This window comes from Terriglobia bacterium, assembly GCA_036496425.1.
Taxonomy (GTDB): domain Bacteria; phylum Acidobacteriota; class Terriglobia; order 20CM-2-55-15; family 20CM-2-55-15; genus 20CM-2-55-15.
Genome location: DASXLG010000069.1, coordinates 1 through 21,296, shown reverse-complemented (window position 1 = coordinate 21,296; position 21,296 = coordinate 1). Strand labels below are relative to the sequence as shown.

22 protein-coding genes are annotated in these 21,296 nt (G+C 57.9%); 11 read left to right on the top strand and 11 right to left on the bottom strand.

The window, feature by feature from the left end; genetic code table 11:
* Positions 1 to 27: 27 nt before the first annotated feature.
* The 4 genes from holB to VGK48_04730 form a co-directional block, all read right to left on the bottom strand.
* Positions 28 to 1,011 (bottom strand): DNA polymerase III subunit delta', encoded by a 984-nt coding sequence (gene holB / locus VGK48_04745; protein HEY2380471.1) that lies wholly within the window; start codon positions 1,009 to 1,011, stop codon positions 28 to 30.
* Positions 1,011 to 1,640 carry a dTMP kinase gene (gene tmk, locus VGK48_04740; protein HEY2380470.1) on the bottom strand — a complete coding sequence of 210 codons (630 nt, stop codon included), beginning with the start codon at positions 1,638 to 1,640 and terminating at the stop codon, positions 1,011 to 1,013. Before tmk ends, holB begins: the two co-directional genes overlap by 1 nt.
* Positions 1,612 to 2,802, bottom strand: a complete 1,191-nt coding sequence (gene thiI, locus VGK48_04735; protein ID HEY2380469.1) for a tRNA uracil 4-sulfurtransferase ThiI — start codon at positions 2,800 to 2,802, stop codon at positions 1,612 to 1,614. The genes tmk and thiI overlap by 29 nt, the downstream gene beginning before the upstream one ends.
* 67 nt (positions 2,803 to 2,869) lie before the next feature.
* On the bottom strand, positions 2,870 to 4,012 hold the full coding sequence (locus VGK48_04730; protein HEY2380468.1) for a hypothetical protein: 1,143 nt from the start codon (positions 4,010 to 4,012) through the stop codon (positions 2,870 to 2,872).
* Positions 4,013 to 4,270: 258 nt separating this feature from the next.
* Here VGK48_04730 and VGK48_04725 point away from each other — a divergent pair, with 258 nt between their 5' ends.
* The 4 genes from VGK48_04725 to VGK48_04710 all read left to right on the top strand — a co-directional run bounded on the left by VGK48_04725 (position 4,271) and on the right by VGK48_04710 (position 6,733).
* On the top strand, positions 4,271 to 4,603 hold the full coding sequence (locus VGK48_04725) for a hypothetical protein (GenBank protein HEY2380467.1): 333 nt from the start codon (positions 4,271 to 4,273) through the stop codon (positions 4,601 to 4,603).
* A gap of 75 nt (positions 4,604 to 4,678) precedes the next feature.
* Positions 4,679 to 4,897: a hypothetical protein gene (locus tag VGK48_04720; protein HEY2380466.1), complete on the top strand. Its 219-nt coding sequence runs from the start codon at positions 4,679 to 4,681 to the stop codon at positions 4,895 to 4,897.
* A gap of 58 nt (positions 4,898 to 4,955) precedes the next feature.
* A complete protein-coding gene (locus VGK48_04715; protein HEY2380465.1) occupies positions 4,956 to 5,384 on the top strand; it encodes a hypothetical protein in 429 nt (142 codons plus the stop codon).
* A complete protein-coding gene (locus VGK48_04710) occupies positions 5,381 to 6,733 on the top strand; it encodes a hypothetical protein (protein ID HEY2380464.1) in 1,353 nt (450 codons plus the stop codon). Before VGK48_04715 ends, VGK48_04710 begins: the two co-directional genes overlap by 4 nt.
* A gap of 3 nt (positions 6,734 to 6,736) precedes the next feature.
* Here the strand turns inward: VGK48_04710 and VGK48_04705 are convergent, their stop codons facing one another.
* Together VGK48_04705 and VGK48_04700 are read right to left on the bottom strand one after the other, a co-directional pair.
* Positions 6,737 to 8,002 carry an efflux RND transporter periplasmic adaptor subunit gene (locus tag VGK48_04705; GenBank protein HEY2380463.1) on the bottom strand — a complete coding sequence of 422 codons (1,266 nt, stop codon included), beginning with the start codon at positions 8,000 to 8,002 and terminating at the stop codon, positions 6,737 to 6,739.
* A complete protein-coding gene (locus tag VGK48_04700; protein ID HEY2380462.1) occupies positions 7,999 to 11,328 on the bottom strand; it encodes an efflux RND transporter permease subunit in 3,330 nt (1,109 codons plus the stop codon). Before VGK48_04700 ends, VGK48_04705 begins: the two co-directional genes overlap by 4 nt.
* A 236-nt stretch (positions 11,329 to 11,564) precedes the next feature.
* Here VGK48_04700 and VGK48_04695 point away from each other — a divergent pair, with 236 nt between their 5' ends.
* The 5 genes from VGK48_04695 to VGK48_04675 all read left to right on the top strand — a co-directional run bounded on the left by VGK48_04695 (position 11,565) and on the right by VGK48_04675 (position 14,567).
* Positions 11,565 to 12,428 (top strand): Ku protein, encoded by an 864-nt coding sequence (locus tag VGK48_04695; protein HEY2380461.1) that lies wholly within the window; start codon positions 11,565 to 11,567, stop codon positions 12,426 to 12,428.
* A gap of 43 nt (positions 12,429 to 12,471) precedes the next feature.
* Positions 12,472 to 13,131 (top strand): YggS family pyridoxal phosphate-dependent enzyme, encoded by a 660-nt coding sequence (locus tag VGK48_04690; protein ID HEY2380460.1) that lies wholly within the window; start codon positions 12,472 to 12,474, stop codon positions 13,129 to 13,131.
* 90 nt (positions 13,132 to 13,221) lie between these two features.
* A complete protein-coding gene (locus VGK48_04685) occupies positions 13,222 to 13,656 on the top strand; it encodes a DUF6677 family protein (protein HEY2380459.1) in 435 nt (144 codons plus the stop codon).
* Positions 13,657 to 14,046: 390 nt separating this feature from the next.
* A complete protein-coding gene (locus VGK48_04680) occupies positions 14,047 to 14,301 on the top strand; it encodes a DUF4258 domain-containing protein (protein ID HEY2380458.1) in 255 nt (84 codons plus the stop codon).
* A complete protein-coding gene (locus tag VGK48_04675) occupies positions 14,298 to 14,567 on the top strand; it encodes a YgiT-type zinc finger protein (protein ID HEY2380457.1) in 270 nt (89 codons plus the stop codon). The genes VGK48_04680 and VGK48_04675 overlap by 4 nt, the downstream gene beginning before the upstream one ends.
* An 88-nt stretch (positions 14,568 to 14,655) precedes the next feature.
* Here VGK48_04675 and VGK48_04670 read toward each other — a convergent pair whose 3' ends face one another.
* The 5 genes from VGK48_04670 to ccsA all read right to left on the bottom strand — a co-directional run bounded on the left by VGK48_04670 (position 14,656) and on the right by ccsA (position 19,607).
* A complete protein-coding gene (locus VGK48_04670; GenBank protein ID HEY2380456.1) occupies positions 14,656 to 15,744 on the bottom strand; it encodes a hypothetical protein in 1,089 nt (362 codons plus the stop codon).
* A 141-nt stretch (positions 15,745 to 15,885) separates the two neighbouring features.
* Positions 15,886 to 16,614, bottom strand: a complete 729-nt coding sequence (locus VGK48_04665; protein HEY2380455.1) for a uroporphyrinogen-III synthase — start codon at positions 16,612 to 16,614, stop codon at positions 15,886 to 15,888.
* The gene (hemC, locus tag VGK48_04660; GenBank protein ID HEY2380454.1) at positions 16,598 to 17,545 is read right to left on the bottom strand and encodes a hydroxymethylbilane synthase; all 948 of its coding nucleotides are present in this window, start codon (positions 17,543 to 17,545) and stop codon (positions 16,598 to 16,600) included. The genes VGK48_04665 and hemC overlap by 17 nt, the downstream gene beginning before the upstream one ends.
* Positions 17,542 to 18,801 carry a glutamyl-tRNA reductase gene (gene hemA / locus VGK48_04655; GenBank protein ID HEY2380453.1) on the bottom strand — a complete coding sequence of 420 codons (1,260 nt, stop codon included), beginning with the start codon at positions 18,799 to 18,801 and terminating at the stop codon, positions 17,542 to 17,544. Before hemA ends, hemC begins: the two co-directional genes overlap by 4 nt.
* Positions 18,801 to 19,607, bottom strand: a complete 807-nt coding sequence (gene ccsA, locus VGK48_04650) for a cytochrome c biogenesis protein CcsA (protein ID HEY2380452.1) — start codon at positions 19,605 to 19,607, stop codon at positions 18,801 to 18,803. Before ccsA ends, hemA begins: the two co-directional genes overlap by 1 nt.
* 61 nt (positions 19,608 to 19,668) lie before the next feature.
* Between ccsA and VGK48_04645 the strand changes: the two genes are divergently transcribed.
* Together VGK48_04645 and trpS are read left to right on the top strand one after the other, a co-directional pair.
* Complete coding sequence (locus VGK48_04645; GenBank protein ID HEY2380451.1) at positions 19,669 to 20,352, top strand: site-2 protease family protein; 684 nt, start codon at positions 19,669 to 19,671, stop codon at positions 20,350 to 20,352.
* A 2-nt stretch (positions 20,353 to 20,354) separates the two neighbouring features.
* Positions 20,355 to 21,296: tryptophan--tRNA ligase (gene trpS, locus VGK48_04640; protein HEY2380450.1), on the top strand; the 942-nt coding region annotated here is incomplete at its 3' end.

Here is a 21,296-nt window from a genome sequence, read left to right as displayed (position 1 = left end):
CCAATTTCGAATTTCCAATAAGTCCCCTCACATGGCTGAAGCCGCTTCGTTTCCGCTGATTGCCAGCACGTCTGTTAGCATCTGCCGGTTGACGTGGATCTTCATGCTGGACTCGATGAAGCGCAGGAATTCGCCCATCTTCAACAGCCGATCCGTGGATTGACGTGCGGCAAGCTGGACCAGCTGATCACGGATATCGACATTGACGATCTGCCCGGGCGCACCCTCCTTTATATAAAGGAGGTCGGCAATCAGCACGGCCATCACGGCGGTGCGGGTTTCAAATTCCTGTTTCGCGCGTCCGAGTTCGGCACTGACGCCCATAAGATCCTGGAAGTGTTCCTCCCTGGCATTGGCGACGGTTTCCAGAAAGTCGAGAATAACTGCTCGCTCGCTCTTCAATTCCGCCACGTCCAGGCTTCGGGCGCGTCCGATACTGCCCTGAGACCAGCGGACGGTCAGTTCGTCCGTGACGCCGTGCCGGCGGATATCGTCGAGCGTCAGCGGTGTGAAGTGATACACCTGGCAGCGCGAACGGACGGTCAGCAGAAGCTCGTGGACGTTTACAGTGATGAGAATGAAAAAACTGTTCTCCGGCGGCTCTTCGAGTCCTTTAAGCAGAGCGTTGGCCGCTTCCGCATTCAGCAAATCGGCCGGATCGACGATGAAGATTTTGTTCCGCCCTTCGAGCGGCTGCAGGCCCAATGTGCCGAGGATCTGGCGGATCTGCGCGATCTTGATCTGGCTCGCTTCGTCTTCGACTGAAACGCGGATCACATCCGGATGCGTTCCTGCATCGATCTTGCGGCACGCCGCGCATTCGCCGCAGAAGCCGCCGGTCTGCGCATTCAGGCAATTCAACGTTTTTGCGATCATGAGCGCGCAGGTGTGTTTGCCCACACCCTCGGGCCCGGAGAAGATCAAGGCGTGAGGGAAGCGTCCCTCCCGCAATTTGGTGCGAAGACGCTCGACGATTTTGCGGTTCCCGATAAACGTATCGAATGTCATCATCAATCGAATCCGAGCAGCATGAGGAGATGCCGATGGACAGCCTCGATCGGCCGGTCGGCATAGATGAGCTGCATGCGTTCGTCCTGTGAGGCCAATTCCAGATATCCGTCGCGAACCTGGTTATAGAACTCCAGATTCTCGGCCTCGAAGCGTCCTTCGTTTTCGGGCCGCGTGTGATTCCGCGAGCGGGCGCGCGCCAGGCCGACCTCGGGTTCGATATCCAGCAGAAACGTCACGTCCGGCCGGTACGGCGCACACACCAGATCGGTGAGTTTGTGGATGAAATCCAGCGGAATGCCGCGCCCGTATCCCTGGTACGCCATCGAGGCATGGTAGTAACGATCGCAGATGACCATTTCGCCGCGGTCCAGAGCGGGCTTGATCTTTTCCAGGATGTTCTGGCTTCTCGATGCGTAAAAGAGCAGGAGCTCCGAAGCCGCCGTGAGATGGATCGTTTCGGAATTCAGCAGAATCTTGCGGATGCCTTCGCCGACCGCCGTTCCCCCCGGTTCGCGAGTGATGGTATGCGGAATGTCCCTTTTCTTGAGATATTCGGACAAAAGCGCGATTTGAGTGGTCTTGCCACAGCCTTCGATGCCTTCAAAGCTGACGAACTTCCCGTGTTGCATACGACGGATATTCTAACAAAACCTCGGCGCCCTCTAATGCCGCCTTCATCGCTTCGTCGACCTGCAGCCGGGCTTCCGAGGTCTCGACCTTGATGAGATTCGCTTTCGTCTCCGGATGTTTCGGCACAAAAAGGGAACAGCAGTCCTGATCGGGTTGGATGGAAATATCAAAGGTGCCGATCCGGCGGGCAATGTCGATGATATCGATTTTATCATCGCCAATCAGCGGCCGGAGAATCGGCATCGGAACGGCCCTCGAAATCACATCGATGTTTTCGATCGTCTGGGATGCCACCTGTCCCACGCTGTCGCCGGTGACGAGCACGCGCGCCTTCTCGCGCCGCGCAATCCTTTCGGCCAGGCGCATCATGTATCGCCGGTAGAGAATGACGCGCGTTTCCAGCGGCGTATCAACCATGATGTGCCGCTGAACTTCCGCGAAAGGCACCAGGTAAATCTTCGCGCGCATCGCATAGTGCGAGAGCAGCCGGGCAAGCTGCTTCGCCTTCTCCTGGGACTCGGCGTTGGTGTACGGAAAACTATGGAAGTGGACGAAGATCGGAGTACATCCCCGCTTGAGCATCTTCCACGCGGCAACCGGGGAATCGATGCCGCCCGACAGCAGCACGACAACCTTGCCGCTGGTTCCCACCGGAAGCCCTCCGGGACCGGGGAGCCGGTCGACATAAACGAGGACGAATTGTTCCACGATCTCGATCCAGCAGGTCAGTTCGGCGTGCTCCAGATCGACCCGCGCCTGCGAGCGCTCTTTCACAAAGGCGCCGACCCGCCGGTTGATTTCCACAGACGTCTGTGGAAAAGTCTTGTCGGACCTGCGGGTGTCTATTCTGAATGACTTGAACGTCCGGCCCTGGATGAGGGCCCAGGCATTCTCCTCGATGTTTTCCACAGCGTGTGGAGAACTCCAGGACTCGGCGAAATAAGCGATTCCGAAGATACGCCCGAGGCGGGTCTTGATTTCCGGAAGGTCGGCGTCCGCGCGAAGCGGCAGCAGTATCCGGCCCCAGATACGCTTTGCGCGTTCCACGCCGCAATCCTGCACGGCAGCGTTGATATTGCCGCACAGGGCATTTTCGAAATAGTCGCGGTTGCCGCCCTTCAGCCCGAGCTCGTTGTAATGAATGACAATGAAACGATCCACCAGAGGATTATAGGCAAAAGCGGTGAGGCCTCGGGTGCTTTGATTCAGCCGCGAAGCGGCTGGGTCATCAGCGGGAGCCGTTACTCAGCAGATCCGGGTACGTTTCTCCCCGGTCGTCCTTGACCGTACAGTCGGGATACGGAGTCTCGCTGATGCTGACCATCGTGAACTTCAAAGGGCTTTGCCGGCGGACGCGAAAATAGCGCTTGGGCCGTTCGTAGAGGTTGGTTGCCACCTGCCAAAGGTCTTCGCCTCCCGTGCAACGGAGTGTCGAATCGGGAAAATCCCCGGCGGCGTCGGGACGGCGAAGCTGAGTATACGCGGTTTCGAGCGAGACCGAATCGGAACGCAACCGGCTTTCCTGCCACGGAGCGGCCAGCCACTCGAGCACGAAGTCGTGAGGACGGCCCGCGATTGGATCGACCTGCGCCGCCGCGCCCTGCCCCACTTTAAAGTGCCGGACTGCCGTATGAACTTCGCCGCTGATCGCGCCGCCCGCCGTGTATTCAAACAGGACATCATCCGGAAGAACGCGCCCGGTAAGCGGTGGGTAGCCGTCATCGCCATAGCCGGTCCAATTCAACACCGCTTTAAAGGTATTGTTCGAATCGATCTGCCAGGCACGGGCGTATAGATTTTTGAACGCGCCGCCACAGAGGGTTTGCGAACCGAGCAACATGAGCAGGCGCTCGCCGTCTGCACCAACTGAGGAGATCTGGATATCCTGGATCTGCTGCGGAACATAGCCTTCGGCCGTGTATGTGTTCTGTTCGTGCTCCCATACCCGCCGCCATTGCTGTCCGCTCCAGGCATAGGCATAGGCCGACTCGTCATAACCGCAGGAAATGCCGGTAGCCGTCACGACAACCAGGAAATCGCCCCGGCGCATCACGCGGACATCATCCACATAGCCGAGGTAATTCACACTCACGGTGCAATCGTTGCAAAGCAGATCGGCATCGCCCAGCGCGGCCCGCAGCTTCTGCGAAAAGGCGCCGGAATCGATCTGCGGATTCTGGCCGGCCAGTTCCGATTCGATCCAGTCTCGAAGCTGATGTTTGGCCGCGGTCAGATCGGCGGTCGCGCCGAACGTCGGCCGATGCTCGTCGAGCTGAGCCGCAAGTCCCCGCAGCGTTGTGCGCACAGTGGTAAGCGGTCCGGCAGGCTGTCCTTGATAGAACAGCGCCAGCAGGATAGCGAGAATCTTCACGGCGGTAGTATATAGCCCTCAACGATCGAAGACATTCCTGAGATGCACGACGCTTGCATTCGCGCCGCTCATGTAAATTGCGGTGGAGAGGTAGTCTGGAAATTTTCCACGGAACGGTGATCCATGCCGGCGATATCTCTGGAAAAAATTACAAGGTCTTCCGTCAAATCAGGCAGATACCGAGCCCGCAGCTTCGGAAGAGTCTTTGCAAGTCTCGACTGGCAAGATGGTAACGATGCCTGAAACGGAGGTGCCCAGATGGATACTCTTTCGTTTGCTGTCCTGAAAGACATGCTCGCAGAACTGGCGGAGCGCCGCCCCGAACCCGCAGGGAACTCGCGGTTCGACGAATGCGTCACAGTTATCCGCGCCTGCATCCATCTGCTTGGCAATTCGCCGGCGAATCCGGATTACTCGAATAAAATCCGCGGCGCGCTGAGCGAACTTGCCGGAATTGCAAAAGAGAACGGAGAGTTCACTATTGCAAGGCGCCTCAAATTGCTTCTGGACCGCTCCGGTTTGAGGAAATCTTCCATGCTTTTCTCCGGCGGACTTCCCGGGGAGCGGCAACGCGCTTCTCACCTTCCGTAAACCGCTGAAAAGTTTCACGCCGCAGGACGACGCCTGGCTGAACGGATGGCAGGCTTTTTGCTGATTCTTCAGCACATGAAACTCGAGACTTTTCCGACGCCGCCGCGATTCAAGATCGGTGACGGCGTTCTCGTTCTAGCTCCGGGATCGGATAAAGGCCGGGAGGGAGTGATCAGCGGAGTCATCGGCCATACAGGTGACTTCGTGTACCGCTATGACGTGCTTTTAGCCGACGGAAAGGCGAAACGATTTTTCGGTTTCGAGATCGAGTTGATCGTCCGACGTACGGCTTAAAGCCAATTCTTCCTAATGGTCATCCCGGCACGATCGTGTGTGATAGAGTGCTGCGGCAATGATTGCGGGTGTTCGACTTCTGGTGTCCGCCCTCCTCGTATTCGTGTCTTTCCTCAACCTGGTGCAACTGAATCAAACGCTTCGCTGGGTGAAGCCGCGCGAAGCGGATGACGTCGTCGTTTGGGAAGATCGGCTGAGATTCATTCGAGACGAGTTGATGAAGGCGGGGTACTGGCGCGGCGACGTCGGGTATATGCCCGCAGGGATTCTAAATGGCCGTCCGCAGACGCTCGACGACGACAGGAATTGGGTCCAGGCGCGTTACGGGATGATTCCATGGAACCTTCTACAGAATAGCTCTTCAGCTCCCTACGTCCTTGTAGACGCCACGCGCATCAACGCGCCGGCACACATACCTGAAGGTTTCTCGAAGGTTTACGAATCGAAAACCGGGCTGATCCTGCTGAAAAGGCGGCCAACCCCATGATCATGGCTGCTGTCGGCATCATCATTTCCGTTCTGTTGGGACTCTGCATGGTTTCCCTCCTCTGGCCGTCCAATCTTCCTCGTCTGCTTGCGCTGGTATTTGCGCCGGCGGTTGGCATTGGCTTGTGTTCTCTGATCTTCATTGCCTTTCGCCGTCCGATGTTCCTGGTCGAATCGGGGTTGTTGTTGGTTCTGGCTGTAGCTTGCATTTATTACCGCCGCTGGCGCTTCGAACCGTTAATGTGGAGACCCATCGGCGTTTGGCGCGTGCCTGCGGTCTTTCTGCTTCTGGTGTGCGCCGCCGGAATGGCGCTTTCATATGACATGAGTCGAATCGAGCGTTCGCCTCACGGAGACTGGGACGCCACGGCGATCTGGAACAGCCATGCTCGATATCTCTTTCGCGACGGCCCCGTCTGGCGGAAGACCATTCTGAATACCTACCATGCGGATTATCCTCTCCTCGTTCCAGCGACCACTGCACGTCTGTGGCGATACATGAAAGACGAGGATCCGGACGCCGCTGAAGCGCTGGGAATCCTGTACACGTTTGCCGCCATCGCGGTTCTTACGGCGACGCTGATTCACTTGCGCAAATCGTCTCGCGCGGTCTTGTTTGCGCTCGTGTTATTGGGAACACCTTTCTATGTGGCCTATGGGGTGTCGGGTTCCGCGGATGTTCCGCTGTCGCTATACGTGTTAGCCACGATCGCGTTGATATGCCTCGAATCTCAGGCCGCTCCGGAAAGCGCGGGACTGCTCGTTCTTGCCGGATTCGCGGCGGGGTGTGCCGGTTGGACGAAAAATGAAGGTTTACTGTTCATCGTTGCGGCGGCGTTAGCGATGCTCGCACCGGTCTTCTGGGAGCCTCGGAAAACCGCGCTGCGGTTTTTCGCCTTCGCGGCGGGAATGGCGCTGCCTCTCGCCATGATCGTATGGTTCAAAGTTGCAGTTGCGCCGCCGAACGACATTGTGGACGGTAATTATGCGGGGATGCTTCAGAGGCTTCTCACTCCACATCGTTATGTCATAACGTGGACAACGATATCCGATACCTTCTGGTCGTTTGGAAACTGGCTGGTGAATCCTATTCTGCTTATTCTGATATATGTCGCGTTGCAAGGGCTTGATCGAAAGATCCTGCTCGACAGGGGCTGGCTGCAAGGCGTGTTCATTTGTACCGTCGTGTTAGCAGGCTACACAGCGACGTATCTCATCACACCGATGGACCTGCAATGGCACCTCGATTCCTCGTTACCGCGCCTCTACCTGCACCTTTGGCCGTCGTTTCTGCTGCTCTGCGGCCTCGCCGGCCCGCGTGATCCTTTCACGACTTTCCAGCCAGGGTGATTTTTATTTCGGCGAGCTCTCGGCGCTCACGGGGATGATTTTGGCGCCTTCCCGGGCGGAGTCCCCAGGGTTTGTGATGATGTCCGCGTCATCAGCCAGACCCTGCAGAATTTCGACGCGGTCGCCGTAGTCTCTGCCGACGGTGACCTTCTGGAGGTGTACCGTGCCGTCTTGCACGACGGCAACCTGCGCGCCGTCGGTGCGGAAAATGATGGTGGTGGCCGGCAGGACCAGGGGCGGATTCGAACGGGATCCGCTGAGGTCGACATTGGCATACATACCGGGGAATAGCGACCGGTCTCCATTCGGCACATCGACTTCGACCAGCATCGTACGGCTGGCGGGATCGAGTACATTCGCGGTCCTTGCTACCATGCCGTGAAAAATCCGGCCTGGAAAGTTCGAAACCGTCAGCGCGGCCGGCTGCCCGTCGTGGATGGCGTTGGCGCTGGCTTGCGGCACATTCACATACGTCCGCAGTCTTTCGATCTGCGCGATGCGGTAGAGCAGCGTGGTGCCGGCAGTGACGAGGGCGCCGACGTCCACATTGCGCACTGTGATAATGCCGTCGAAAGGAGCCTTCACAAGGCTGTAATTCTCGACTTCCTGAAGCCTGGACAGGTTCGCGTTCGCCGAAGCGACGCTGCTGTTCTGGGCGGCAACTGCTTTTTCGAGCGCCTGAACGTTCGCGTTCTGCGCGGCCAATTGTGCCTGGTATTGATCGCTGTCCTGGCGTGCGACAAGGCCTCGTCCTAAAAGAGTCTTCCATCGTTCGGCGGTGATCCGGGCAAGTTCACGATTCGCCTTACCTTGCTCGAGGTTGGCCTGTGTCTGTTCCAGCGCCGCCTTTGCCTGTTCGACGGCGGCAGCGGCTTGCCGCGTCTGATGGTCCAGTTCGGGGGCGTCGATTTCCGCCAGGACCTGGCCGACGCGGACGTGATCGCCGATATCGACCAGCCGGCGCTTCAGGTAGCCATCAGCACGGGCGAGTAGCGGTGCTTCCATCACCGCCTGCATGGTGCCCGGCAAGGTCAACTCGTTCTTGCCCGAGCCATGGCTGACGCGCATCACCGTCACGCGGGGAAGCGACTTCTCCCGCTCGTCGGCTTCGGCCCGGACGGTGGCTTCGCGCCGCTGGAGAGGCACGTATCCGGCAACGAAGGCAACGGCGAGGAGCACGATGAAGCCCAGCAGAATAGCCGAAATGGTGATGCCGGAAGGACGCCACAAGTTGGTGGGCCGGCCGCCGTCGTGTTCGCTGTGGTTCATGTCGTTGACAGTTCCGCTTCTAACGCCGCGTTGCTCTCTTCTTCTTCGAGACGCCGTTCCTGGTTCACAGGCGGTATCGTGCGCAGGTAGGAGTAAATAATTGGAACCACGAAGAGCGTGGTCAGCGTCGCCCCTAGCAGTCCGCCGATAACGGCGCGGCCGAGCGGTGCGTTCTGTTCCGCCCCTTCGCCCAGGCTGAGCGCCATCGGAAGCATACCTAAAACCATGGCGGATGCCGTCATAAGAACGGGACGAATGCGGGCGTTTCCCGCGGAAAGCATCGCGTCCGCGGCCAGGGGCAAATGGACGCGCTCGTCATTCGCGAAGGTCACCAGCAGAATGCTGTTAGCGGTCGCTACGCCGATGCACATGATGGAACCCATCAGCGAGGGTACGCTGAGTGTCGTTCCGGTTACGAACAGCATCCAGAGGATTCCGGCAAGCGCTCCCGGCAAGGCCGTCAGAATGATGAACGGATCAAGCCATGATTGGAAATTGACCGTCATCAACAGATAAACCAGCACCACCGCAAACAGAAGACCGAGGCCGAGGCGGAAGAACGACGACTTCATCGTGTCGTATTCGCCGCGCAGTATGAGCGTGGTTCCTCGCGGCAGATTGGCCTTCTCCTGATTCACGATTTTCTCGACTTCTTTACCCACGCTTCCAAGGTCCGTCCTGTCGACGTTGGCATACACGTCAAACACCGGCGCTACATTGTAGTGGTTGGTGATCACAGGGCCATAGCTCCGTTTGACATCGACGAGGTTGGATAGCAGCTGTGTGCTGTTGGTCATGGCGCCCGGATTGCCGTACGCGAGTGATGCGCCGTTGGGCGATGCGCCGACGGATGCGTCGCCCGCCGTGGACAAACCGGCAAGCGAGCCCGGCGTGGTCGTTGTCACTGCGCTTGACGCTGCAGTGACCGGCGTCCGTAACAGCTCGTCGAGAGAATCGATCCGGTATTGCGAGGTCTGGACGCCGACGCCGTAGCTGACGCCGTTCGCCGGGTTGAGCCAGAAACTCGGAGCGACCTGGCCGTTTCCGCTGAGCGAAATCAGCATGCTGCTGCTCACGTCGCGTTGCGTCAAACCGAGTTCGCCGGCCTTCACTCGATCGACATTCAGCTGGAGTTGCGGTTCCGCGAATACCTGGTGGATATGGACATCCGCCGCGCCCGGAAGAGCGGCGATGCGCTGGCGCAGCTTCTGCGCCAGTTTGTAGTTGCCGGCGATGTCGCGTCCCACGACCTGCAGATCGATCGGCGCGGGAAGACCGAAATTCAGAATCTGGTTCGTGATGTTGGCCGGCTCGAAGAAAAAGACCATGCCGGGAAACTTCTCGTTGAGGCGTTTGCGCAGCAGAACTTCATATTCGTGAACGGAGCCATGATTTTCGCGGTTGAGCGAAACCAGGAACTCTCCGTCCGTCGATGCGATGTTGGGCACGTCGCCCTGCGCGATGCTGCCCCAGGCATTCGGGATCCCGATGTTGTCGAGAATCGTGTCGATCTCGCCCGGCGGCAGGATGTTGCGAATCTCCTGCTCGACGTCGGCAAAGCGGACCTCGGTCTCTTCGATTCGAGTGCCGGGCGACGTCCGCGCATGCATCCGGATCGTGCCTGCGTCCACGTCGGGAAAGAAATCCTGTCCAACCAGTTTCAACAGGAAAAGGGAACCCAGCGAAACCACCAGGAATCCGGCAAGAACCGGCCCTCGGTTCCGCAGTGCGAAATCGAGCAGTCCGAGATAGCGATAGCGCAGGCGTTCGAACAATCCGTTCATGCGGCGATGCAGGTTCCAGATCAGGCCTTGCCCACCGTGCCCTCCGCTGTGGTACACCTCGACTTCGCTTCGAAGCAGGTAATGCACCATGGTGGGCACCAGCGTTCGCGATAAAAAGTAAGACGCAAGCATCGCAAACACCACCGCCATCGCGAGCGGCGTGAAAAGGAATCGCGCGGTGCCGGTCAGCAGGAGCACCGGAACGAAAACAATGCAGATCGACAAGGTCGAGACGAAAGTCGGGATGGCGATCTGAGACGCTCCATCAAGAACCGCCCGCACCAACGGCTTCTTCATCGCGAGATTGCGGTGCGTATTTTCGATTTCAACGGTTGCGTCATCGACCAGGATGCCCACGGCCAGAGCCAGCCCGCCCAGGGTCATCACATTGATCGTCTGTCCGAGTACGCTCAGGATGGAGATCGAGGTCAGGATCGAGAGCGGAATCGAGATGCAGACGATGAGCGTGCTGCGCCAGCTGCCGAGGAACAGAAGAATCACCATCCCCGTGAGCAATGCCGCAATCAAGGTTTCACGCACGACGCCCTCAACCGCGGCGCGAACGAAAAGAGACTGATCGCCGAATACGGAGAGCTGCAGGTCCTGGGTGATCGTCGCCATGACTTTCGGAAGCTCGTTCTTCACAGCGTTGACGATCGCGAGAGTCGAGGCATTGCCGTTGCGGGTTACGGTCAGCAGCACGCCGCGCGATCCATTCGTGCGCACGATGTTCTGTTGCGGAGAAAACCCGTTGTGCACCGTCGCCACGTCTTTCATGTAAATCGTGGCGCCGTTCACGGTTTTGATCGGCAGCTCGTTGAAGTCCGCGACAGCTAACGGGCTGCTGTTCAATCGAATGGGATATTCCGTGGTCGAAAACTTGGCGGTTCCTGCGGGCAAGATCAGATTCTGAAGACTCAGGGCATTCGAAACATCGATCGGTGAGAGCTGCTTCGCGTAAAGCTCCTGCAGATTGAGATCGACCAGGATCTGCGGGCTCTTCCCGCCGAAAGGATACGAGACATTCGCTCCCTGTACGGTAGCCAACGGTGTCCGGATGAAATTATTGCCGAGATCGAAGATTTCCTGTTCGCTCAGCGTCTTGCTGCTCAGGCCGAGCTGGAGAATGGGTACGCTGGCCGCATCATATTTCAGGACCTGCGGCGGAAACGTCCCCGGCGGCATGTTGCGGATCGCGACCTGGCATTGCGTGACGATCTGCGCCAGGGCCAGGTCGACCTGAACATTGGGTTGAAAATAGACCCGGACGACCGAAATGCTTTGATGTGATTGGGATTCGATGTGCTCGATACCGACGACATTCGAGGTCAGCGACCGTTCGAAGTTCGTAACGATGCGGCTTTCCATCTCCTCCGGAGACAATCCGCCGTACTGCCACACCACTGCGACTACCGGTATGTCGATGTAAGGAAAGATATCTACCGGCATCGTCGCGATCGAGATTCCGCCCAGAATGGCGATCAGAACCGCCATGACGACGAAAGTGTAGGGCCGGCGAAGCGCAAGACGAACGATCCACATAGTCGGAGAAAAGTTTTATCGTATCAGGCCCGCAGGATCAATCAAAGTTCCGTAACGATTGAGCCGCAGATGACGCGGATGGCGCAGATGGGCGCACTTGAAGAAACTTGACGCGCCCATCTGCGTCATCCGCGTCATCTGCGGCTCAAGATTTCGTTTGCAGAGATTACTTGTAAGTTGATGCTACAATTGAGATTATTGTCCCGTTTGAGAGATACAGACGGAGAGGGCCGCCCATGAGAGCCATTTGGAAAGGCAACATCAGCTTCGCACTCGTTTCCATCCCGATTTCGTTGTTCAGCGCCACGCGCAAAAACGAGCTTTCATTTCACTACCTCCATAAGAAGGATATGAGCCCGGTGTCCTACAAAAGATTTTGTGATACCGAGAATGCGGAGGTGCCGTGGGAAGAGATTACGCGGGGTTACGAATATGAAAAAGACCGCTACATCGAAATCACGGACGAGGATCTGGATCACGCCGACGTCGAATTGACGAAGACCATCCAGATTCAGGAATTTGTCCACGAAAACGAGATCGACCCGCTGTACTTCGACAAACCTTATTACCTGGAGCCCCAGAAGGGTGGAGAACGCGCTTACGCGCTGATGCGCGACGCCTTGGCGCAGTCGAAGAAGGTCGGAATCGCCAAGGTGGTGTTGAAATCGCGCGAACACCTCGCGGCGGTAAAAAGCGTCGGGGAAATGATGACGCTGCAAACCATGCGCTTCGCGCATGAGATCGTGGACGCGGGGTCGTTGAACCTGCCGAAAGCCGCGGAACTTTCAAAAAAGGAATTCGATCTTGCGAACATGCTGATCGATTCGATGTCCGATAAGTTCGATGCCTCGAAGTATAAGGACGACTACTACGACAAGGTTCTGGAAGTCATCCAGATGAAGGTCGCCGGCGTAGCGCCGCAGGCGGCGGCGCCGAAGGGCCCCGGCCCGGCGAAGGTCATCGATTTGATGGAAATCCTGAAGCAAAGCCTGAGCGAAACGAAAAAAGGCCGCGGCGGGCGGACATCCGAGCTTGAAGAAGCGACGGTGGTGGCGGGCGATAGCAAGCCCGCGAAGCCCAAGGCTCGAAAAGTTCGATGAACATGCAGTCGCGGGCTTCGGCCCGCGTTTCCGGGGCGCGGGCATGGCTGACGTTCGAGGAAACTATCTCCGGATCCGCAGCAGAATCCAACAAGCCGCTAAACGAGCGGGCCGCGATCCTGCCGAAATTCAGCTTATTGCCGTCACCAAAACCGTACCCGTGGAGGATATTCGTGAGGCCGTCGGCTGCGGCATTCGCCATATCGGCGAAAACCGCCTCCAGGAAGCGCTGCCAAAACGCGAGGCGCTGCGCGACTTGAATGTCACCTGGCACTTCATCGGGCATCTCCAGACCAACAAAGCGAAGAAAGTCGTGGAGAATTTCGATTGGGCCCAATGCGTCGACCGGCCGGAACTCGCGGCGAAGCTGAATCAGGCGGCCACGAGGCCCTTTCCTGTCTTAATCGAGGTCAAGCTGCACGAAGAGCCGAACAAATCCGGGGTGGACGAGGCAAGCCTTCCGGGCTTTGTCGAAGAGTTCAGCCGATACGAGCACCTGCAACTGCGCGGACTCATGGCCATCCCGCCGTTCCTGGAAAATCCTGAGGAGGTTCGCCCGTACTTTCACAAGCTTCGGCAATTGGCGGAGCGCTATCGCCTGCCCGAGCTTTCGATGGGCATGAGCCACGATTTTGAGGTCGCGATCGAAGAGGGCGCAACGATGGTGCGCATCGGCACGGCTCTTTTTGGAGAAAGGTCGTGATTCCGGGCGAAAGCAGTAGACACAAGATTTTTGAGATTGTAGGCTTGGAACTTAGTGACCTCGAATGGAAACTCGCCGAATAGACCGCAAATGGACCAGGGAAACGGGCAATTCGAAGCTGCTCCTAAAAAGACGATGGCCGAACCTAAAGCGATGAAAATGGCAACGACGCTTGCCATCTGTTCCGGTGGCTGGCTGGTTCCGGGCCTGGCGCACGTTCTCGTCGGACGATGGATTCGCGGCCTCATTTTCGCCCTCTGTGTGCTTCTGATGTTCGGCCTGGGACTTGCGATGCACGGTAGACTCTACGATCTCCAATTCGAAGATCCCCTGGACCTTCTGTCGTTTGTCGCAAATATCGGAACGGGAATTCCTTACTGGATCGCCCAGCACTTCGACTGGGGGGCCGGCGCAATGAACTTGCCCAGCTTCGACTACGGCACAAAGTACCTCGCCGTCTGCGGGCTGCTGAACTACCTGATTATTCTGGACGCATTCGACATCGCGCAGGGGCGGAAACCGTGATCCTCTCGCATTTCACGGCCCTCACCGTTTTTTCGCTCATCGTTTCGACTGTATTTGCCCTGATTACCAAGAATGAGCCACGTGATCAGTTTCGTTACGGTGTATTTGTCTTTATTTCGTTTCTGGCTGTAGCGTTCGTTGTCGGCTGGCTCATGTATCCGCTTCCGCTGTCACCCTTCCATCCTTAACGGCCTTTGTCCGTTGCTACGGCAAACCGAGCACCTGGGCTTGAAAGACGTAGCGTTTGACGGCGTCAGACCGTTGACCGTGATCGCTACGATTTTCCGGCCATCGCATACATTTTCATGTGACCATCTCCTGCCTTTCGCGGCTATTCCTCTTGTGGGCGGTTCAAGCTCGAGGATCATCCAAACGATTCGGGAGAAGGTCTTGGCGGGAGAATATGAGGTTGCCATTCCGCACTTTTTGGAAGAAATGGCGAACGACAATCTGGACTTTCTGGACATCGAAATGATCGTCGCCAATGGCCGCATTCATCGGCGATTTACGAAGGATATTCGCGGCCCCAGATATGAAATCATCGGCCCCTCGGTTGATGGGCGTGCGATTGCGGTGGTTTGCAGGATCAAGGAGACGGGGCTCGTCCTTCTTATCACGACATATGCTGTAGAATGGGTGCAGTGAAAAGAACACGTCGTCACAGTATGGGTAGCTGTCACAATTGCGGCGCGCCACTGAATCACCGTCGGGTCAAGCAGGATTTCTGGATCAAGGAAAAGCTCGTTGTGGTCGAAAACGTTCCGGCCGCAGTTTGTGGACAGTGTGGTGAGCGGATCGTCAACGCAACAACCGCCCGCCGCGTCCTGACCATGCTGAGCGACCCGCAATTCCTTTCTGCCGCGCCGACCATTTCCGTCCCCCGGGTCCGATACAAGCTCACCTGCGGATAGCCGGCATCATATCTATCTCCGGGCTTTCGTCGGCAACGGTTTGCGCTGTCGTCTTTGGCGATTTTCCACGGAGCCGTTGGCGGCTGGCTCACATATCCGCTTGCTCTGTCAGCCTCCCGTCCTTAACGATCGTCTTGCCGCCCGCCGTTACGGTGGAGTTGTGGATGAAATTCCAATAGACGCCACCGCCCCGGTTGGCTCCGCCCATTTCTTCATTGTCCCCCAGGCTGAGCCGGACGATACCCGAACCGTAGCCGTAATACGCAATGAATGGCGCCTCGGGAAGAATCTGTAACGCCGGATTGAAACCTAGCGCGAATTCGCGGAATATCCGGGCATCGCCTCCTGCCGCAGTGAGTTCCTGGTCCAGCTTGTCGGCATTGACGCCCTCGATCGTCAGGTGGCCGCGCGCGAACCGCAAGGTCAAATCGCGCCCTTCCGTGAAGATCGGACGCCAGACCGGCAGACAGACGGAGCCATTGACGGAGTCTTCGAGCGGCGCGACACGAAGAACGCCGCCGGGAAGTTCGATATCACGATCGATGCGTGTCCGGGCCGTCTGCATCCGCTTCCGCGTGGCGTCGCCGATCTGGCTGCAGAACGGCCGCTCGCCGCATTCAAAATGGATGTCTGTGCCTTCGGGAGTGGTTACGCGAATCTGGCCGGACTGAAGAAGGGTCATGACCTGCCGCTGCCGTCGATCGAGCGCTTCGGGAGGGACATCGAGCGCTGCAAGGTACACGCCGTCGATGAAGTCCTGCGAGGGCAATTCGTGGATACCCAGCGGGTACGAACCGCTGTTCCAGTGAAAGTGAACGGCGCGGCCGCGCTTCGCATCGAGCCACTCATTCAGGGCCTGGGCAAGAGCAGGGCGGTTGCCCTGGCGAAGTTCCGGCAGCCAGATAAAGACGTCGGCATTGTTGAAGAGTGCACGTAGAGATTCCAGTTCGGACGCCGAGCTGTTGCGGGTGTCTTCCGCCAGGATGACACCCGCAATGTGGGCGGCGGATGCGCGGATCACCGTCTGCAGCGGCGGCACCAGTGCGGTGAAGACGCGGGTGTCGAGTTTGATGAGTACTTTCTCGCCAGGTTCAAGCTGGAGCGCCTCGGCGATTCGCCTCGCGCATTTGTCGTAGTCGCTCTGAGTCATCGCTTTGCACAAAACATTGATTTCCACACGGTGTGTGAGCGACCCCCTGCCGTGCCTTCGGCACGGCTGTCCCCCTGTATCAGGGGGACAGTCAAGCCAGCCGGCGGAGCCGGCAGGGGGTCGCTCACGAGGACTGTTTGGGCTAGGCCTCGAGTCATGTTCCGTTCCCTACACGTTTCTCCCGAAGTACGTTTGGATCGCCTCCACGAGAGCCGGCACTGTCGATTCTACCGGGACGATGTCGGGTTTCAATCCCATCAATTGGGCGGCTTCGCGCGTGACCGGGCCGATAACCGCCAGGGTGGTGCCGGTCGGGAGCATGTGAAGGTCTTCGGGAATCGTGGATGGACTCGTAAAGACGATGCAGTCCACGGGTTCGGCAGCAAGGATATCGCCGATGTTTCCCATCATTGCTTTAACCGTTCGATAAACCGTCACAATATCAACGACGGCTCCGCGGCGCCGCAGTTCTTCGGGCAACAATTCGCGCGCGACTTCTGCACGGGGAAAGAGGATCCGCGTTCCCACGAGGTTTTGAGGAAACGCCTCCAGCAGCCCTTCGGCACGGAAGTCCTCGGGCACGAGCTCAGGCTTCAGGCCCCAGCCGGCGAGCTTCTTGCCCGTAGCCGAGCCGACCACGGCGATCGGAATCGACGGCCGCCGCTCGCCCATCCGGTCCATGAATTGTTCGACGGCATTCGCGCTCGTAAAAAGCAGCCAGTTGTAGGTATTCAGTTTCCGGATCGCGTCGTCCACAGGCTTCCAGGATGTTGGAGGGACGAGGTGGATGGTCGGACACTCGATCACCCGCGCGCCCAGGGCTTCGAGACTGGCGCGCAATTCGGCTGACTGCGACGCTGCGCGGGTAATAACGACGGTTTTACCGCTCAGCGGCATACTGGGCGATCTCGGCAAGGATTTCTCCGGCTCCCATCGCGAGCAGTTCCTGACCAAGCTGGATACCAAGGGCGGCAGGGTCGGTGGCAGGTCCGGCGGCAGGTCCGGCGATTGACCCGCTGATTTCGTGGCTGATGACCCGCTTCCCATCCAGGCTGGCGATCAGGCCTCGGATCACAAGTCTGTCTTTTTCAAGCCGGGCTTTTCCGCCGATCGGAACCTGACAGCTTCCGCCGAGTGCTCGAAGCAAGCCGCGCTCCGCCGTCACGGCAATTCGCGTCTCGCTATGATCCAGAACCTCAAGCATTCGTCTTGTTTCTCGATCCGCCGAGCGGCAGACAATCCCGAGCGCGCCCTGGCCGACGGCAGAAATCATGATGTCATCTTCCAGAAATTGCGTAATCCGCCCGGCATGCCCCAGCCGCTTTAGACCGGCCGCCGCCAGAATGATTCCGTCGAACTCTCCCGCATCGAGTTTTCGCACGCGAGTGTCGACATTGCCTCGAAGTGTGACAAGCTCCAGATCAGGGAATCGAGATCGCAACTGAACCTGGCGGCGCAGACTGCTGGTCCCGATCCTGGCCTGGCGGGGAAGTTCCTGCAGTTTCGGTCCGTTCGAGAGAAATGCATCGCGGGGGTCTTCGCGCTCCGGAATGGCGCCGAAATCGATGCCGTCGGGAAGCTGGAACGGAATATCTTTCAGGCTGTGAACTGCAAGATCGATGCGGCCATCCAGAAGCGCCTCATCGAGTTCTTTGGTGAACAGTCCCTTGCCGCCGATCTTCGCAAGCGGAACATCGAGAATCTTGTCGCCCGTGGTCTTTATTGCCAGCAGTTCCACGGAGAGGCCCGGCCAGCGTTGCTCCAGGGCGCTCTTGGTCCAGTTCGCCTGCCACAGAGCCAACGGGCTGCCTCGGGTCCCGAGCTTCATTCCGGTGTCTTGACGTTGAATATTTTGCGAATCAGATCCGCAACTTCCGGCCCACTCGGGTCTTGAGCCATCTGCTTGAGGTATTCGGTTGGCGTGTGCAGGATCTTGTTGACCAGGGACCTGGTGATTTGATCCACAGCGGCCTGGCCTTCGGGCGAGAGATCCTTCAGATGACGGCGATTGCGCTCGATTTCTTCGCGGCGAAGCCGTTCGAGGCTGTCTCTCATTTGGACAATCGTCGGCACGACCTCGCGGGACTGCATTTTCAGGCAGAAGGCCTGTACTTCGGAATCAACGATCTCTTCAGCCCGGGACGCTTCCTTCATGCGTTCCTTGAGGTTCGAATCGATCACCTGCTGAAGATCGTCGATGTCGTAGAGGAACGCGTTATCGATTTCGTTGACGCCCGGGTCGATGTCGCGGGGAACGGCGATATCGATGAAAAACATCGGCTTGTTCTTGCGGCGGTGGATGACCTGTTCCGCCAGAGTCTTGCTGATGATGAAGTGCGGCGCTCCCGTCGAACTGATCACGATGTCGGCGCCGGCCATATGATCCGTGAAATGCTCGAATGGCACGGCAGCGCCTTCGAAGACCTTCGCCAGTTCGACCGCCCGTTCGAACGTGCGGTTCGTGACGAGCACGGAGGACACACCGTTGCGCTTCAGATGCTTTGCCGCCAGTTCACCCATCTTGCTGGCGCCGATGATCATGACGGTCTTGCCGGTCAGATCGCCGAAAATCTTCCGTGCCAACTCGACCGCAGCGAAGCTCACCGACACAGCAGATTGCGAAATACCGGTCTCGCTTCGAACCTTCTTAGCGACCGCAAATGCTCGAGTCATCAGCGCGCTGAGATGCATTCCAACCGTGCCGGCATCGGTCGCAACTCGATATGCTTCCTTGACCTGGCCCAGAATCTGGGGTTCGCCGACCATCATCGAATCGAGGCTTGCGGCGACACGGAAGACATGCCGGATGGCGTCTGCATTCCTGAAGCTGTAAAGATGCTGGGAAACCGATTCGTGAGGGATCTGGTGAAACTCGCAGAGGAATTCACGAATCAACCGGTCGTCCGGGCTCTCCGCCATCACTTCGACCCGGTTGCAGGTCGAAAGAATGATCGCTTCGTGGATATCCTGCCGGCGCACAAGGGATGTCAGCGCGTCCCGAAGAGTCTCGCTATTGAATGCGAGCCGTTCCCGGACTTCAACGGGCGCGGTCTTGTGGCTGACTCCTACGAGTGCGAGTTGCATTACTGGTTGAATGAATGGATTCCGCCGACGCCAAGGAATGTGACCAGAACGCCGATGAAGCCCACGATGTACAAATAAGCCGCTTTCCGCCCGCGCCAACCGGCGATCAGACGGTAGAAAATCAGCAGCAGGTAAACGAACCACGTGAGAAACGAAAACAAAACCTTTGGATCCCGTTCCCAGACCACGCCCGCGCCTTCCGCCCAGAGCGCTCCGGTGATAATGCCCAGCGTGATCAACGGAAAGCCGATGGCAAGCGAGCGGTAGGCGAGGTCATCGCATATGTCGAGCGAGGGAAGCCAATTATAAAAACGAACCGGATGCTTGGACTTGAGCGCACGCTCCTGGATCAAATACATGATGGCGGCGGTGAAGGCGATGAAGAGCGCCGCATAGCCCAGGAAGACCATCGGTATATGGATATAGATCCAATGACTGCGCAAACTCTGCGGGATCGCGGATGACGGGTCGTAGAACAGATTTGCGATGAACGTCATCACGAAGATCAGCGGAAACGCGAAGACGCTCAGCGGCTCAATCCGATACTTCAGATGAGCGATCAGAAAGCCTAACGTCGCCAGCGCGCCGAAAAACGAAAAAGCTTCATAGCGCTGGGTCAAAGGGAGGTAATGCACCTCCGCTGCGCGCAACACAATTGCCGAAACCTGCAGCACAAACCCTCCCATGACGGCATACAAGGCCGGCCGGAAAAGAGTTTGTTTTCTATTGAGGGCCGTGAGGACGGAATGCGCCAGACCGACCGAATACAGGCCCAGCGCGAGCCTCAGCAGGACGACGTGCAACATCGACGGATTATAGCACATGGCCCGGGCTCTTTCGGGTGTGCTAACCTAATGATCCGAAACGATGGAGTCAGGGATTTTCTTCCTCATTATCCAGTTCATTGTATTGCTTTTATCGCTCAGCATCCACGAGTCTGCCCATGCCTGGACCGCGGACGCTCTGGGGGATCCGACGGCGCGATACCTGGGCCGCGTGTCGCTGAATCCGCTGGTCCATGCCGATCCGTTCGGAACCTTCCTTTTCCCTCTCATGGGCATGTTCCTGCTTCATGGCAGCATCTTCGGCTGGGCCAAGCCGGTGCCCGTCAATGTGAGCCGCCTGCGGAATCCCGCTCGAGACCATATGCTTGTCGCTGCCGCCGGTCCGATCAGCAATTTATTGCTGGCGACGTGGTTTTTCCTCTGGCTGGTCGCCGCGAAGGCCATGTCCGGAGAGGTTGCCGATATCCTGACGCAGCTGATTTACGGGCGGGCCGCCGACGGGAACACGATTCTGGCTGCAATGACGGCATTCGCTTTCTACGGCATGCTGATCAACCTGATCCTTGCCGTTTTCAATCTGATCCCGGTAGCGCCGCTCGACGGCGCCGCAGTGCTGTCCGGCCTGCTGCCGCGCTCCTTCTCCGGCGTGTTCAATCAAATGCAAAGCTACGGATTTGTCCTGCTCATTGCGCTTCTGTATTTAGGTGTCCCATCGATGATGTACAGCCCCGTTATCAACTTCGTCCTGTCGTACCTTTCCGCCTGATTATGGGAAAAAAGCGGATCCTCAGTGGAATTCAGCCGTCGGGCAGCCTTCACATCGGAAATTACTTCGGGATGATGAAGCCTGCCATTCAGCTTCAGGATGAAGGCGAAGCCTATTACTTCATCGCGAACTATCATTCGATGACCTCGCTGTTCGACGCCGGGCAGCGGCGGAAGAATTCCCTGGACGTCGCGCTGGACTTCATGGCCTGCGGCCTGGATCCGAAGAAGTGCGTGTTCTGGAAGCAGTCCGACGTTTCCGAAGTCACCGAGCTCGCGTGGCTGCTCTCGACGGTCACGCCGATGGGGCTGCTCGAGCGCTGCCATAGCTATAAGGACAAAAAAGCGCGGCTCGCAGACGATGACCTGGATCAGGTGAATCATGGGTTATTTGCATATCCGGTGTTGATGGCTGCCGACATTCTCGCATTCGAATCGAACATCGTTCCGGTCGGCCGCGACCAGAAGCAGCACGTCGAGGTCACGCGAGACGTCGCCATCAAGTTCAATAACCTTTACGGAGAGACATTCGTCATCCCCGAGCCGCAAATTCTTCCTGAAGTTGCCGTTGTGCCCGGAACCGACGGCCAGAAAATGAGCAAGAGCTACGGAAATACCATCGAGATCTTCGGCGAGGAAAAAGCGATGCGAAAAAAGGTCATGAGCATTGTGATGGACAGCCGCACTCCGCAGGAACCGAAACCCGACGCGGATAAGAATCTGGCGATCCAGCTGTTGAAGCTGGTGGCGCCATCCGAAGTCGCGGTCGATTTCGAAGATCGTCTCCGTGCCGGGGGGCTTGGCTACGGAGACCTGAAGAAAACGCTCTTCGAGCACTACTGGAACTATTTCGCTCAAATGCGTGAGAAACGTGCGGAATTGGCGAATAACATGGATTATGTTCATGAAGTGCTTCAGGACGGAGCCGAGCGCGCCCGGAACGAA

What these genes read in the sequence shown, in the direction of transcription:
- VGK48_04715 (HEY2380465.1), top strand. Translation starts at nt 4,956, where the DNA reads ATGATTGCGGGTGTTCGACTTCTGGTGTCCGCCCTCCTCGTATTCGTG.
- hemC (HEY2380454.1), bottom strand. Translation starts at nt 17,545, where the DNA reads ATGAAGCTCGGGACCCGAGGCAGCCCGTTGGCTCTGTGGCAGGCGAAC.
- VGK48_04645 (HEY2380451.1), top strand. Translation starts at nt 19,669, where the DNA reads ATGGAGTCAGGGATTTTCTTCCTCATTATCCAGTTCATTGTATTGCTT.
- VGK48_04690 (HEY2380460.1), top strand. Translation starts at nt 12,472, where the DNA reads ATGGCTGACGTTCGAGGAAACTATCTCCGGATCCGCAGCAGAATCCAA.
- VGK48_04725 (HEY2380467.1), top strand. Translation starts at nt 4,271, where the DNA reads ATGGATACTCTTTCGTTTGCTGTCCTGAAAGACATGCTCGCAGAACTG.
- VGK48_04720 (HEY2380466.1), top strand. Translation starts at nt 4,679, where the DNA reads ATGAAACTCGAGACTTTTCCGACGCCGCCGCGATTCAAGATCGGTGAC.
- hemA (HEY2380453.1), bottom strand. Translation starts at nt 18,801, where the DNA reads ATGCAACTCGCACTCGTAGGAGTCAGCCACAAGACCGCGCCCGTTGAA.
- VGK48_04710 (HEY2380464.1), top strand. Translation starts at nt 5,381, where the DNA reads ATGATCATGGCTGCTGTCGGCATCATCATTTCCGTTCTGTTGGGACTC.
- holB (HEY2380471.1), bottom strand. Translation starts at nt 1,011, where the DNA reads ATGATGACATTCGATACGTTTATCGGGAACCGCAAAATCGTCGAGCGT.
- VGK48_04705 (HEY2380463.1), bottom strand. Translation starts at nt 8,002, where the DNA reads ATGAACCACAGCGAACACGACGGCGGCCGGCCCACCAACTTGTGGCGT.
- VGK48_04700 (HEY2380462.1), bottom strand. Translation starts at nt 11,328, where the DNA reads ATGTGGATCGTTCGTCTTGCGCTTCGCCGGCCCTACACTTTCGTCGTC.
- VGK48_04695 (HEY2380461.1), top strand. Translation starts at nt 11,565, where the DNA reads ATGAGAGCCATTTGGAAAGGCAACATCAGCTTCGCACTCGTTTCCATC.
- VGK48_04685 (HEY2380459.1), top strand. Translation starts at nt 13,222, where the DNA reads ATGGACCAGGGAAACGGGCAATTCGAAGCTGCTCCTAAAAAGACGATG.
- tmk (HEY2380470.1), bottom strand. Translation starts at nt 1,640, where the DNA reads ATGCAACACGGGAAGTTCGTCAGCTTTGAAGGCATCGAAGGCTGTGGC.
- ccsA (HEY2380452.1), bottom strand. Translation starts at nt 19,607, where the DNA reads ATGTTGCACGTCGTCCTGCTGAGGCTCGCGCTGGGCCTGTATTCGGTC.
- VGK48_04665 (HEY2380455.1), bottom strand. Translation starts at nt 16,614, where the DNA reads ATGCCGCTGAGCGGTAAAACCGTCGTTATTACCCGCGCAGCGTCGCAG.